Below are 14,808 nucleotides of genomic sequence, written 5' to 3'. Positions count from 1 at the left end.
AAAGCAGCCGGGACGAGCCCGGCTGCTTTATACCTGCGATCTCAATGTTCTTAGAGCAAGGAAAGGTTTATCCAATAATTTCGCTAATAACGCCGGCGCCTACAGTACGACCGCCTTCCCGAATCGCAAAACGAAGGCCAGCCTCCATGGCGATCGGGGTGATCAGCTCACCAGTAATATGAATGTTGTCACCAGGCATAACCATCTCTACACCCTCATCCAGGGTGCAGACACCCGTGACATCGGTGGTCCGAAAATAAAACTGAGGACGATAACCGTTAAAAAACGGCGTGTGGCGACCACCCTCTTCCTTGGTCAATATATAACACTCAGCCTTGAACTTCTTGTACGGCTTGATCGAACCCGGCTTCGCTAAAACCTGACCGCGAACTATCTCCTCACGCTTAACACCACGCAACAATGCACCAATATTGTCACCGGCCTGACCCTCATCAAGCAACTTGCGGAACATCTCCACACCGGTACAGGTGGTCTTCACTGTCGGCCGAATGCCAACGATCTCAACCTCGTCCCCAACGTGGACAACACCGCGCTCAATTCGACCGGTCGCAACCGTACCACGACCAGAGATTGAAAAAACATCCTCAACAGGCATTAAAAACGGCTTGTCAATCGCACGCTCAGGTTGAGGTACATAACTGTCAACAGCTGCCATCAGATCCCAGATGCACTTCGCCTTCTCTTCATCCTCAGGATTCTCAAGTGCCAGCAAAGCTGAACCCTGGATGATCGGAATCTCGTCACCAGGAAAATCATACTTGTCAAGCAGCTCACGAAGCTCCATCTCCACAAGCTCGATCAGCTCGGGATCATCAACCATGTCGCACTTGTTCAAAAAGACAACTATCGCCGGAACACCAACCTGACGGGCAAGCAAAATGTGCTCCCGTGTCTGAGGCATAGGACCGTCGGTCGCCGCAACCACAAGAATCGCACCATCCATCTGGGCAGCACCGGTGATCATGTTCTTGATGTAGTCAGCATGACCCGGACAGTCAACGTGAGCGTAATGACGACTCTCGGTCTCATATTCAACATGCGAGGTGGCGATGGTTATTCCACGTTCCTTCTCCTCAGGAGCCTTGTCAATCTCGTTAAACTCCGTGAACTTAGCCATACCCTTGGTGGACAAAACACGGGTTATCGCAGCAGTCGTGGTAGTTTTACCATGATCAATATGACCAATCGTTCCGACATTGACATGCGGCTTCGTCCGGGTAAATTTCTCTTTCGCCATCTCAGGTCTCCTTGGACAAAAATTCGTACAGATTCAATCAAAAAAAGTATATGCGTAATTAATACCTGGAGCCCACGATCGGACTTGAACCGATGGCTTCCTCCTTACCAAGGAGGTACTCTACCACTGAGTTACGTGGGCGGAGATCACAAATCAAACTGCAAAACACCCTGTGCAGTACACCTAAAAAGGAAGTGTGGAGCGGGAAACGAGACTCGAACCCGCAACCCTCAGCTTGGAAGGCTGATGCTCTACCATTGAGCTATTCCCGCCAGACACCCGACATCTTAAACTGCAGCACATCTGTCTTAAAACTGGTGGAGGGGGGAGGATTCGAACCTCCGAAGGCTCCGCCGGCAGATTTACAGTCTGCTCCCTTTGGCCGCTCGGGAACCCCTCCGCTGTAACATGCAAAAAAGGCAGGCATAACACAAACCCGCCACTCACTATACTCGTTTATTTTGCACTGCTGAATCTCTGGAGCTGGCGATGGGACTTGAACCCGCAACCCCCTGATTACAAATCAGGTGCTCTGCCAATTGAGCTACGCCAGCTTTAGCCCGACAAATATACTCCGTAAAAACAATAAATCAATATATTTTTTCATACAAATAAAAAAACCGGGGGCCGAACCCCCGGTTTTTCTGCTTAGAGATCTGCGATTCAGGCGTTCAACGGATCCTTAATAAAGGATGAATCACGGTAACGTTCAAACGCCATGGCAAAAGTGCGGTACACTATATGGGCAAACTTCGTGTACGGCATATAAAGAAAGAGCATGGCAACGGAGATAAGGTGAAGATAATAAACAATGTATCCCAGAGAGGGGATCCCGACCAACCGTAACAGTTCCGCACCTAAGCCGGTTACCCCCACACCCATTATGATCCAGATCAAAAACCAATCGTAAAAGGTGTTTTTTGCTTTACCGGTGGCCTCCATCCGGCTTCTGTTCATCCAAAGAATGCCTATACCAACAATCATGGCCACCGCCGCAACGTTAGCCAGCCATTTAACAGGATTCCACATGGAAATCGGACCGTGCATCGATGGTATGAAGATACCGATCACATCCTGAGTAAACATGGAATAGCACGTAACAAAAAACAGGCCAATAAATGCAAAAACCAAAGGCAGATGCCCTCTTACCCGGTCTGAGTGGGCCGTGCATTTTTTGAAGCGTGAATGCTCAAGGATTTCAACAATAGACGGCCACAAGAACTGCTTGACAAACTGGATCACTGAAGGCCGGTATGGCACCTCAGTCAGACCGGTTGCCTCCGACATTCCCCTCCACAGGCGCGAGACCCCCTTGTAGACGGAGGTTACAGCAATACCAGCCGCTGTCAGAAAAATAATGTCGATGAACAGTACGTTCTTAGAAAGCCATTTAAAATCCCAATGACCAAAAAAATGAGTGTAGCCGACTTTGGCGAACTGCTCCCCCGATGGAATGTGCATCCCGCCGGAGATAAGCCATAAAACAAAAATCACAATTGAGGGTATCCCAATGAGCATGGGAAGATTTTTGGCAGAACTGCAGAGATCAGCCAGCGCCTTAGGCCAACCCAGTGCGCGATACGCATAGGCGCGGATAGCGGCCATTACATCGCCAGGCCTTGCCCCACGAGGACATATCTCGGTACAATCGCCACACAGGTGGCAGAGGTACACGCCGGGATCCATCATGGCTTTTTCAGCAAGACCCCAGTTGGCAAGGACCATCTGTTTACGGGGAAATGGATGGCTGTCAGTACAAACCTGACAAGCAACTGAACAGCTTGCGCACTGGTAGCACTGTTTTAACGTGTCGCCACCAACCTCTTTTAAAGCTTTAATAAATTCAATATCAGGTTGCACGTGCATAGACATGAGTTCCTCCTGTCGAAAACTATAAAAATCACCACAACTCGTCATTGAGCCAATTACGGCAGAATGGGGCAGCCGTCATCTTCGACAGATAAGATGACGGCTACGGTGCCTGTTCCACTTAGAATCCCTTGAACGGATTCGGTCCCATGGCGATAATTTCCTCAACAAACTCATCTATTATTGCCGGAAGCTTGTCATAGTCGGAAATCGCAATTTCACGCACCCCGCAACGCTCAGGTTCAAGACCAAGCGAACCAAGGGTTTCACCGATGTTCTCCATACGCTTGGTAGCGATCTCAGATCCCTTGGCAAAGTGACACTGGTAATCGTCACCATACTTACACCCGAGCAGAAGAGCGCCATCCATACCGGAAGACATCGCGTCTTTAATCCAGACCATGTTCACTGAACCCAGACAACGAACCGGAATAAACCGTACCAATCGATTTATCTTGTTCTGGTGCATGCCGGACATATCAATAGCCGGATAAGCGTCATTTTCGCAGACAAAGACCGCAACCCGCAGTTTATCTTCATCGTCATCAGGAACTTCGATCGTCTTTACCATCGAACCTATCATGTCGATACTGTAATCGGCAAAGTTGATGATCCGTTCCGGACAGGCTCCCATGCAAGTACCGCAACGGCGGCAGCGGGTATGGTTAGGCAGCGGTGTCCCCTTATCATCATCATCCAGGGCACCAAATGGACACTCCTCTGTACAGCGTTTGCACTGGGTACAGCGCTGGAAGAAGAAATCCGGATAAGTCTGGTCGCCTGAACGTGGATGAACAGAAACACCCCTGTTTGCGGACTCAATACATTGAATCGCCTTCAACGCTGCACCCATGGCGTCATCAATGGTCTCTTCCATGGTTTCCGCCCTGCGCACTCCACCACAGTTGTAAACACCTGTGCGTCTGGTCTCGTAGGGAAAGCAGATGAAATTGGAGTCGGCATACCCTTCAAACAGTCCCAGATCACTAAATGCCGGGCCTTGCCGATAAGCAAGGTTGATGACATTCTCGCCTGCAGTCGTTGGTACCATTCCGGCGGCAAGCACAACCATGTCGACTTCGAGCTGCAGATCCTCACCGATCAGATTGTCCTCAACATCAACAAGCAGCGCATTACCTGCAGACGCAACCTTCGTGACCGCTGCTTTTGTCATAAAAACATTATCACGTGCCTGCATGTTCTTATAAAAAAGTTCAGCGTTTCCAGGTGTGCGCATGTGCTGATAGAGGATATAGGCTTTCCCGTCAACCGGATTGTCCTCAACAACATAATTCGCCTGTTTCAGAGCAACCATTGAGGTAACCGAACCGCAGTAGGGGAAATCGGCGTCACTATCCTTACCGCCCGGGCTCTGTATGAAGGCAACCCGAGCCGGGACCTTACCGTTTTTGGCTAATTTTTCAAACTCGGCATTGGTCACGACGTTAGCGAGTTTACCGTAGCCCAGGTGATCATACTCAGAAACATCAGCCGGTTTCCAGCCGGTTGCCAAAACAACAGCACCAAACAACTCGCCGTCAGGATTTTTATTCGTATACTTCTGAAAGTCCTTATTTGGATCCTCCATCTCACCTTTGGTGATACGATCCTGGTCCTCTGCCGTCACTTTAGCAGGAGCATCCCACTCGGTTTTTGTGCCCGCTTCTTTAAAAGTAACATTAAATTCACCAGGAGCACCGCTGATACGGGCAACCTCACAGTTTGTCTTCACCGTGATCTTACCATCCCCCTGTACAGCAGCGATGAGGTCTGTGATATTAGAAGCCTCGAGTTCGGCATAAGGATAGGTTGTAGGGAACATCTTCCGCCAACCCAGCGCCTTGCCGCCAAGTTCTGCCTCCTTTTCAACAAGGGTAACTTCGTAGCCGGCCTTTGCCGCTTCTTTTGCTGCGGTAAGCCCAGCAATACCGCCGCCCATCACAAGAATTCGTTTACTGATACTTTCCAGTTTGTACGGCTCCGGCAGCTCAGTCTTCTGGGCACGGGTTACGGCCATACGGACATAGTCGGTTCCCATTTCCTGAAGGAACTCGTCGACATTCCCCTCTTCAGTAAGAGATCCGGTCCAGGCCACATGCTCACGCAGATTACCTCGAACGGTGATCGTCTGCTCGCCGAAATCAAACTCCTGCTGCATCACGCGCGGTGAACATGCACAGACAACAATGGTATTGACACCTTGATCTGCGATGTCTTTTTCAATAAAAGCACGTCCATCAGCACCACACAGACAGTTGTGCTCCTTCATAGGAATTCCGGCATCTGAGGCGGCATCCTTCAACCCATCAACATCGAGGACCTCGCCAATGCCACAACCAGTACAAAGATATGCACCATACACTTTCTTCATTGACTTCCCTCCTACCGTCCGATCTGAATGGCTTGAAGAGCAGCTGCCGTGGAGGACTGTCCACTTGTGTACACCTCGACCGCACCCTTCGCACAACCGGCAGAGAACATACCTTTCGCTGCCTCAGACACAATAAAACCGTTGCCGTCCATGGTCAGGCCGAGCGCCTTCCCCTGCTCGCCAATTGCCGGCTGCATACCTGTGGCCAGTACACACATGTCAACTTTCTGGTGGATTTTCCCTCCATCGACCGCATTTTCAGCCGTTACAGTGACACCACCATCTCGCTCAGCGGTGATATCTGCCACCTTACCCTTGATAAAAACAGTGTTCGGATCATCAATAAATTTGCCCCGAAACTTCTCATACCGTCCAGGTGTACGTAAATCTATGTAGAAAACATAGATCTTTGCCTCCGGGTACTGGGCGCGTATATAGGAGATGTGTTTGAAAGTTGCCAGACAGCAGATAGAAGAACAGTACTCCAGGTGATTTTCATCCCGCGACCCCGCACACTGGACAAAGGCAAAGGATGCCGGCTCTGCACCATCACCCGGACGGAGAATCTTTCCTTTAGTGGGACCGTTCTCTGCGGCAAGACGCTCCATCATCATGTTGGTGATAATGGCCTTGGAGGAACCGTAATTCAGGTTGGTTATCTTGTTGGCATCGTAAGGATTCCATCCTGTCGACCAGATAATAGCCCCTACCTGCAGGGTGAAGGTCTGAGGCTGCATGTCCAAATCAACCGCGTTGTACTTACATGCACCCTTGATAGCGGCCAGGGATTCAGCCGAACAGGCCTCCTTATCCAACACGAACCGCCGCGGGAACGCCATTTCATGAGGCAAGTGGACCGCCTTGATTTTTTTCATGCCAAAGTTAAAATCGTCATCAACTTCTTCAGCACAGACAAGGGCGCAATCACCACATGCTGTGCAGTTGGAATTAATGTATCGCGGTGCTGTTTCCAGCTGTACCTCATAGTTACCCGGGCCGCCGCTGATCGACTTGACAGTTGTCAGCGTGTAGGTCCGGATCTTCCGATTGTCCTTAATCCGTCTGTAATTAATCTCGAGTCCACAGATCGGGGGACAGAGTTTTGGGAAATACTGATGGAGCTGGGCAACCCGGCCACCAAAAGAAGCGGTCTTTTCGATGATAAAAACATCTTTACCGACTTCGGCAGCTTCGAGCGCAGCGGTTAAACCACTCATACCGCCACCAACAACCAGTATCGCACCATTGCCTGCAGTGTTACTCATGCCAAGCCTCCATTACTGCTGGTATTCATGAAAGGTGATTTCTGGCTCAATTGATACGAAAGACAGGAAACTACTTCATCTTTCGTATCAACTCAAACAAAATAACAAGCTCACACAAAAAATCTCCAGACCCTACAGGAGAGTCTGGAGATCATCTTACTTATCTACTATCAAGACCGCGATCTAATTAAATCCAAGGCTCGGTCTCAATAATGTTGATGCATGGAACCTTTTCGCACTTCCACTCTTTGGTCTTTGGATCAAAGGTGGAGTTAACAAAGCATTTCCAGTTCTCATCATCACAGGTCGGATAATCAGACCGATAGTAGAATCCAGGATAACGGGACTCCTTACGGAACTCGATATGGCGGATATGCGTCTCGACACACCAGATGCGATGATAATTTTCCCATGCACGCATCAGCTCGTGCAGGTCACCTGCTGCCATCTTCTCAGCATCTTCACGCATCAGCGCAAGAAGGTCGAGACAGATGTTCAGCAGCTTGCCAGAGGTCATGTAATAGGTGGCAACTCCTCCGCCATACTCATCAGTGGCCTTCATAAGCCGCATCATCATACCGGCGGGCTTGCAGTAATTCGGGTTGACATCTGCGGCAGTTGATGCGTCTACATGCTTGTTGTACAAACGCACCGGTGCATAGATCTCATCAACCAACTCCTGAGCAGTCTGCGCCAGCTCCGGGGTGAAATCAGCATTGTCGCGGCAATACTTCACCATCTGCTTAGCACAGATACGACCTTCAGCGTGGGAACCGGAAGAGAACTTATGGCCGGAAGCCCCAACACCGTCTCCTGCTGTGAACAGGCCGTTCACCGTGGTCATGCGGTTATAACCCCACTTGTACTGATGGGACCGCGGACCGTCAACCTCAGGCACCCAGTCTTCCATCGGACCCGAGGTCCAGATACCGCAACAACCGGAGTGGCTGCCCAGCATGTAGGGTTCTGTCGGCATAATCTCAGAGCCGACCTTCTCAGGCTCGATATTCATACCTGCCCACAGACCGGCCTGACCAACGGACATATCCAGGAAGTTCTCCCAGGCCTCAGACTCAAGGGCCTTCCAGTATCTCTTCAGCTCTTTCTCGTCTTTACCGGCAGCACGTTGAGCATCGACAAACGCGTTGATTGCCACGTCTGTTGCCATGTAAATCGGGCCACGTCCGGCCTTCAGCTCGTTGAGCATCAGGTGGTTACGCAGACAGGTCGGGGTAACTGCAGATTGACCATAGGGCATGAACTTCGACAGCTCATCCTTAACCTCAGGGCTGTTCGCATAGAACTCACCCAGACCGTTCTGCACTTTGGCCTTGAACAGGAGGAACCAAGCGCCAACCGGGCCGTAACCATCTTTAAAACGCGACGGGGTGAAACGGTTTTCCATCATGGTCAGAGTAGCACCGACCTGAGCGCACATCGTGTAGGTGGAGCCGGCGTTCCAGATCGGATACCAGGCACGCCCCTTTCCTTCACCGGTTGAACGCGGACGGAAGATGTTTACCGCACCACCACAGGCAACCATGGCGGCCTTACACTTGAAGATGTGAACTTTATTTTCACGGGTGGAGAAACCTACAGCACCGGCAATGGTGTTTTCTTTATTCTTGTCAAGCAGCATCTTGACGATAAAGACACGCTCCATGACGTTCTCTTCGCCCAGTGCCTTCTTGGCAGGCTCTGCAACAACGGGCTTATAGGACTCGCCGTTGATCATGATCTGCCATCGACCGGTACGAACAGGGGTACCACCTTCGCGCAGGCTCTTTGCCGGCCTGTCACCAGGCATGTTACCACCGTCCTCCGCACGCTTCCAGATCGGCAGACCCCACTCTTCAAACAGCATGACAGACTCGTCAACGTGGCGACCGAGGTCATAGATCAGGTCCTCACGAACAACGCCCATCAGGTCGTTACGAACCATCTTGACATAGTCTTCAATCGGGTTCTCGCCGATGTAGGTGTTGATAGCGGAAAGTCCCTGAGCAACAGCTCCGGAACGCTCGAGAGCAGCCTTGTCAACCAGGAGCACCTTCATGCCTTCGGGCATCCACTTAGTAATCTCAAATGCCGTGCCGCATGCAGCCATACCACCACCAACAATCAACACGTCACATGTATGTTCTGCAACCTCAGGATTGTCAACGACAGGAAGCTCACCTTTCGGCTTATTTGGTAATGCCATACTAATATCTCCTCAGTAGTATTTTCAGAATAGCACGTTTTATCTCTGTCTGGCGCAGACTACTTTGCCAGTTTGGTAGGGGTCGGCAAGTTGCTCTCCAGCAGCAAGCACTCATCATCCAGGCTTGCACCCCTTTCGCCGGGATACTCATTAGCAGCACCCTCAGCAGTGGTCCGGATCGGGAACTTGAAGCGCTTGATATTACCATTGCGGAACTTCACAGTCCACATGATGGAATCAGAAGAACGCATCGGATGAACCTGTCCGCCCATTGGAACAAAGTCATCGTAACCACGAACAAAAATTGCACCCTGCGGGCAGATCTTCACGCATGAGTAGCACTCCCAACATGCATCAGGCTCCTGATTGTACGCCTTCATAGACTCAACGTTGAGAACCATCAGGTTATTAGGACAGATATACATGCAGGCGGTTTTATCTCCACCCTTGCAACCGTCACATTTCGAAGGATCTACGTAACTTGGCATTAAACTACCTCCTCACTAGGATTTTCCGTTATGACACCCAATTTGAGCTGCCAAAAGCCTCTTGCATCAACAAGAGCAAGCACTGTTGCGCAGCCATCCGTTTTTCTACCTCGACCAAACAAATGACCAACCCGATTTTCAACGCATTTCAGTTGGTTTGACATGCAGAATAAAAATGAACGGTCACTCATTTTACGCATGCACATTTTTAATTTGTTACCTTCCCGATGTCAAGAAAAATCGTCAAAACAAGGCTGAACAGCAAAATTTATCAAAAGTATCAGAATTATGGATGGATGCTTTGATCATATTTGACAGCAGTATTTATTACCCTGCACAAATCGTCCATTCCCCCTTTCATACGGCAAAACTTTACTGACAATGACTACTCCATATCACCATACGAAGGTCGAACCAGCACTTCACGCGGCCGCGAGCCATCCGCCGGGCCGACTATCCCCTCCTTTTCCATCACTTCAATGATTCGGGCGGCGCGATTATATCCCACCCGCAACCGCCGCTGCACCATGGAAATCGATGCCTGTCCGGTCTCGGTGACAATGGCGACTGCCTCATCATACTTTTCATCGTAAAGCTCTTCGGTCTCATCCATTGCCGAGGTGTCCTCTTCAATGTCCTGCAGGACAGCCTCGTCATAGTCTGCCACCCCCTGATCCTTAAGATAGCCCACCAATCTGTCTGTTTCTTGTTCAGATATGTAGGCCCCGTGAATACGTTGCAGCTTTGCTGCCCCGGGCGGTAGAAACAGCATGTCACCCATACCCAGCAGATGTTCTGCACCTGAGCCATCGAGAATTGTCCGGGAATCGACCTTGGAAGAAACTTTAAACGAGATGCGGGTTGGAAAATTCGCCTTGATCAGGCCTGTCAGGACATCGACCGACGGTCTTTGAGTTGCCAATATAATATGCATCCCCGCGGCTCTGGCCATTTGAGCCAAACGGGCGATTGAGGTTTCAACATCTTTTGATGCCACCATCATGAGGTCAGCCAGTTCATCCACAATAATGACAACATAGGGTAATTTATCGTCCGATACCTGGTTGTAGCGGGTAAACGATTTCACCCGGCGCTCTTCAAGCAGACGATACCGCCGTTCCATCTCCCGTACCGCCCACAGCAGAGCCCGCGAGGCTAGTTTCGCCTCCACTACCACCGGGTGAAGAAGGTGCGGGATATCCTCATAGACGGATAATTCTATACGCTTGGGGTCAATCATCAACAGTCTGACCTCAGCCGGCGTGGCTTTATAGAGTATGGAGGCTATAAAAGCGTTGATGGCCACAGATTTACCGGCACCGGTTGCACCGGCAATAAGCAAGTGCGGCATGCGGGCCAGATCAGCAACAACCGGTTGTCCTACAACATCAAATCCCAATGCCAGGCTGAGGACGGATCGCGCCTCCCGATATTCCTTAGATTCTAAAATATCGTGTATGTAGACAGTGTCCCGGACAGGGTTGGGGATTTCGATGCCGATCGCCGCCTTACCTGGAATGGAGCCGACAATGCGTACCCGATCAACCTTGAGTACCATGGCCAGATCGTCTGCCAGGGTGACGATACGGTTAATCTTGACACCGGGTGCGGGTGAAAACTCGTAGGTGGTGACAACCGGTCCCGGAGAAATGCCGGCAATGGTTCCCTGCACTCCAAAATCCTGCAGCTTTGCAAGCAGCGTGGAACTCACCTCATAGTAGTGCTCCCGGCTGAGCTCCACCTTACCGGCTGTTGTCTGGTCCAGCAAAGAGAGCGGCGGCCGCTGAAAATCGACCAGGGACGAGGTGACCGGTAGAGCCTCCCGGACCCTGTCTGTTTTCCCTGGAGAGCTTGGTGCGGTGTGTACGGGAGGCAAAGACACCGCCTCTTCCTCCTCAATGGGCGGTGTCTCTTTCCGGGTCTTCAGCGATGGCAGTCTGTACCGTGGTTTGTTCGGCGGTGATTGAACCTCTGGTTCAGCCTCGAGAAGATCGTCATGTTCCGTTATTTCTGTTGGAGATCGCCGCATAAAACCAAACGGAGAGAAATGCAGGGTAACCATGAGGGAAAACAAGAACAGCAGTGCCAATGACAGCACTGTCCCGGCCGTACCGATCACACTGTTCAGGAAATGCCACAGCAAAGATCCCACATAACCGCCGGGAACAATGAGGGAGGCTGGTACAAACAGCTGTTCAACTCCCCCGAACAGACCGGAGGTGCTCAACAAAATACCGGACACACCGGCCACAATAGATGGCAGCCGATGGTGGATCGTTCGTATAAACAGGACGCGAATGAGCGCATATCCCAATAACAAAATCGGGAAAAAGGCAATAATCCCAAAGAATGAAAACAGATAGTGCGCTGTATAAAACCCCAGCACACCACATAAGTTAGCGGAAGGTTGTTGCCGCACCGGTTCGGCGTCCAGCAACGGCACCAGATAACTCCCCAAAGCAATCAATAAAAAAAGTGCGAGAAACAGCAGCACAAGAACTTTTACATCCTGTCTTCTTCTGCTTCCTGCACCTGTCTGAATGTCGTCCATCTCCCTTTCCCGAATGATGTTCGCTGTTTTTTATTTTCCGTTTTGTACAGACACACCTCTTTTTTGCTATCACATCAGCCACAGGCGGGATCAGCTGATGTCTCCAGAGGCAGAGGGTCGCGTGTTTTTACCTCATTTGCCACAAAAGAGCAAAACGCAGCGTGCACAGGCACCGGAAAGATCCATCCAGCAGATCAGGAAATTCCATACACACTGCCAGGAGAGATGCCTGGAGCAGGCAAAAAAAACAGGACAAAAAACTGAAGGACCAGGCAGTCCGGGTCTAAATTAAAGCATCGGCAGGCTTACAGACATCTATGCAGTAACCGGGACAGAAGAGCAGGCTGGAAAAACGTGGGGCAGCACTGTCTGCACACCTTCCATCACATCGGCTGCTGAAGGAGCGATATCGACTGACCCTCTGATATGGGCCGCAAAGAGCGAACCCCACTGCAGCAGGCCCGTCTTCAGTCGGACGCATCCTTCGTGTTCATACGCCTGTCCCGGATGAATCGGGAAAGAAACGCAGACAGACAAACGTACCATGAGTGTTGACAGTGCTGCTACCAAAGCGGCGATACGCCGGCGGCTATTGAGGCACGGCAGCCTGGATTGCATCAAGGATACCGTTAATAAAGGCAACTGATTCGTGGATGGAGTAACGTTTGGCAACTTCCAGGGCTTCGTTGATAACGATCTGCACTGGAATTTCCGGACCGTAGCGCATCTCGAAGATCGCAATTCTGAGAATATTCCGATCCACCGAGGACATGCGCTCGATCCTCCAATTATGGGAATGCTCGGCCAGCAGCTTATCGATATCCTCAAGGTGAGCACTGATCCCTTCAATCAGCTGACGGCCATAGGGTACGGCTTTTTGCGTAATATCAAAACTTCGGCAAAAAAAATCCAGATCAGAGGCCAACGACTCGGCAGCAAGCACACGCTTTTGAAAATCATGGCTGAACAAAAACTGCAGAGCTAACTCCCTGGACTTACGACGCAGGCCCATCTTCCGTACCCCAGCTACCCGTCACCGGCTGATATTTAAAAAAACAGATGAGGCAAATCAACCAATCGCATCGAACAGGTTGACCATTTCCAGAGCTGCAACCGCCACGTCCGACCCCTTGTTACCGGCCTTGGTACCTGCCCGTTCAATGGCCTGTTCAATGGTTTCCGTGGTTAACACACCAAACAATACCGGAATACCGGTATCAAGCATGACCTGTGCAGTGCCCTTTGCCACTTCACCGGCAACATAATCAAAGTGCGGCGTTGCCCCCCGTATGACCGCTCCCAAGCAGATAACAGCGTCGTGTTTCCCTGAACGGGCCATCTTCTGGGCAGCCAGAGGAATCTCAAACGCGCCGGGAACCCGGGCGACCACGATATCGTCACTATTCACACCGGAACGTACCAGGCTGTCAATCGCCCCTTCCAGTAATTTTTCAGAGATGAACGAGTTGAAACGGGCAACGACAATGCCGATCTTCCGTCCTGTACCTTGCAGGTGCCCTTCAAGATAGTGTGCCATACTGTTCTTCCTGTTGCTGAATTACGGATCTCTGGTGACAGACCCTATCGGCATGTCGCCGTACAGTTCCAAAATATGCCCCATTTTATCACGCTTTGTCCGCAGGTAGTCCCTGTTTTCCTCTTCTCCGAGGATCTCGATGGGAAGACGATCCACCACCTCCAGCCCGTATCCTTCCAGCCCGATAATTTTCTTGGGATTATTCGTTAAAAGTCGCATCTTGCGCACACCCAGATCACGCAGGATCTGAGCGCCGATCCCATAATCCCGCAGATCAGGCTTAAACCCGAGCCGCAGGTTGGCCTCAACAGTGTCCAGGCCGTCGCTGTCCTGCAACTTATACGCCTTCAGCTTATTGACCAGACCTATCCCCCGCCCTTCCTGGCGCATATACAGCACCACACCTGCACCTTCCTGTTCAACCATCCGCATGGCGGCATGCAACTGAAATCCGCAGTCGCAACGGACTGAACCGAAGATGTCTCCGGTCAGGCATTCGGAATGAACCCGCACCATTATCGGTTTATCCGGGGTGATCTCCCCCTTGATCAGGGCAACATGCTCCTGCCTGTCCACATCGTTCTGATAGACAATCACCCGAAATTCACCGGCATGAGAAGTAGGCAGCCGCGCCTCCGCTGCCCGGCGCACCAGCATATCCTTGCGAAGCCGATAGGCAACCAGATCAGCGATGGTAGCGATCTTCAGGCCGTGCTCTTCAGCGAAAATCTCCAGATCAGGCATCCTGGCCATGGTGCCGTCTTCTTTCATAACCTCACAGATAATGCCTGCGGTACGTAAACCGGCAATCCGGGCCAAATCAACGGAACCCTCGGTCTGCCCGGTACGGACCAGAACTCCACCACCCCGGGCCCGCAAAGGAAAGATATGGCCGGGGCTGATAATATCACGCGGGGTGGCCTGGGGATGGACCGCCGCCTCAATGGTCCGGGCCCGATCTGCTGCGGATATACCGGTGCTGACACCGGTGCGCGCCTCGATGCTGATGGTAAACCCGGTACCAAAAGGTGACTGGTTGTTAGGAACCATCATCGGCAGATCCAGCTGATCAACAATATCCGGGCTCAATGCCAGACAGATCAGTCCCCGTCCATGAGTCGCCATAAAATTGACTGCTTCCGGAGTCACCAGTTCTGCAGCCATGCACAGGTCACCTTCATTTTCCCGGTCTTCATCGTCCACCAGGATAATCATTTTTCCGGCTTTTATATCCTCTACAACCTCTTCAATCGAACTGACTGCCAT

Annotated in this window: 11 protein-coding genes and 4 tRNA genes; 1 reads left to right on the top strand and 14 read right to left on the bottom strand. The window is 51.2% G+C overall.

Annotated elements, in window-relative coordinates; all coding sequences use genetic code 11:
* Positions 1-67 precede the first annotated feature (67 nt).
* From tuf to aprB, 10 genes are all read right to left on the bottom strand, one after another.
* Entirely contained in the window at positions 68-1,258 is a 1,191-nt protein-coding gene (gene tuf / locus HP555_RS07480) for an elongation factor Tu (protein ID WP_199261106.1), read from the bottom strand.
* A gap of 66 nt (positions 1,259-1,324) precedes the next feature.
* Positions 1,325-1,399, bottom strand: a tRNA-Thr gene (locus HP555_RS07475).
* A gap of 56 nt (positions 1,400-1,455) precedes the next feature.
* Positions 1,456-1,530 (bottom strand) — tRNA-Gly (locus tag HP555_RS07470).
* Positions 1,531-1,573: 43 nt separating this feature from the next.
* Positions 1,574-1,658, bottom strand: a tRNA-Tyr gene (locus tag HP555_RS07465).
* A 78-nt stretch (positions 1,659-1,736) separates the two neighbouring features.
* Positions 1,737-1,812: transfer RNA gene (locus HP555_RS07460), tRNA-Thr, on the bottom strand.
* Positions 1,813-1,921: 109 nt separating this feature from the next.
* Entirely contained in the window at positions 1,922-3,130 is a 1,209-nt protein-coding gene (gene qmoC / locus HP555_RS07455; protein WP_199261104.1) for a quinone-interacting membrane-bound oxidoreductase complex subunit QmoC, read from the bottom strand.
* Between the two features lie 118 nt (positions 3,131-3,248).
* Positions 3,249-5,498 (bottom strand): FAD-dependent oxidoreductase, encoded by a 2,250-nt coding sequence (locus HP555_RS07450; protein WP_199261102.1) that lies wholly within the window; start codon positions 5,496-5,498, stop codon positions 3,249-3,251.
* 11 nt (positions 5,499-5,509) lie between these two features.
* Positions 5,510-6,763, bottom strand: coding sequence for an NAD(P)-binding protein (locus HP555_RS07445; protein ID WP_199261100.1), 1,254 nt, complete (start codon positions 6,761-6,763; stop codon positions 5,510-5,512).
* 187 nt (positions 6,764-6,950) lie between these two features.
* The gene (gene aprA, locus HP555_RS07440; RefSeq protein WP_199261098.1) at positions 6,951-8,966 is read right to left on the bottom strand and encodes an adenylyl-sulfate reductase subunit alpha; all 2,016 of its coding nucleotides are present in this window, start codon (positions 8,964-8,966) and stop codon (positions 6,951-6,953) included.
* Positions 8,967-9,025: 59 nt separating this feature from the next.
* Complete coding sequence (gene aprB, locus HP555_RS07435) at positions 9,026-9,454, bottom strand: adenylyl-sulfate reductase subunit beta (protein WP_199261096.1); 429 nt, start codon at positions 9,452-9,454, stop codon at positions 9,026-9,028.
* 61 nt (positions 9,455-9,515) lie between these two features.
* Between aprB and HP555_RS07430 the strand changes: the two genes are divergently transcribed.
* Complete coding sequence (locus tag HP555_RS07430; protein ID WP_199261095.1) at positions 9,516-9,833, top strand: hypothetical protein; 318 nt, start codon at positions 9,516-9,518, stop codon at positions 9,831-9,833.
* A gap of 6 nt (positions 9,834-9,839) precedes the next feature.
* Here the strand turns inward: HP555_RS07430 and HP555_RS07425 are convergent, their stop codons facing one another.
* From HP555_RS07425 to HP555_RS07410, 4 genes are all read right to left on the bottom strand, one after another.
* Positions 9,840-12,005 (bottom strand): FtsK/SpoIIIE family DNA translocase, encoded by a 2,166-nt coding sequence (locus HP555_RS07425; protein ID WP_199261093.1) that lies wholly within the window; start codon positions 12,003-12,005, stop codon positions 9,840-9,842.
* Between the two features lie 589 nt (positions 12,006-12,594).
* On the bottom strand, positions 12,595-13,017 hold the full coding sequence (nusB, locus tag HP555_RS07420; RefSeq protein WP_199261084.1) for a transcription antitermination factor NusB: 423 nt from the start codon (positions 13,015-13,017) through the stop codon (positions 12,595-12,597).
* Positions 13,018-13,074: 57 nt separating this feature from the next.
* Entirely contained in the window at positions 13,075-13,542 is a 468-nt protein-coding gene (gene ribH, locus HP555_RS07415; RefSeq protein ID WP_199261082.1) for a 6,7-dimethyl-8-ribityllumazine synthase, read from the bottom strand.
* Positions 13,543-13,563: 21 nt separating this feature from the next.
* Complete coding sequence (locus HP555_RS07410; protein WP_199261080.1) at positions 13,564-14,808, bottom strand: bifunctional 3,4-dihydroxy-2-butanone-4-phosphate synthase/GTP cyclohydrolase II; 1,245 nt, start codon at positions 14,806-14,808, stop codon at positions 13,564-13,566.

This window comes from Desulfobulbus oligotrophicus (assembly GCF_016446285.1).
GTDB lineage: Bacteria > Desulfobacterota > Desulfobulbia > Desulfobulbales > Desulfobulbaceae > Desulfobulbus > Desulfobulbus oligotrophicus.
Note: the sequence above shows the minus strand (reverse complement) of the source record. Positions and strands in the feature narration are given on the sequence as shown.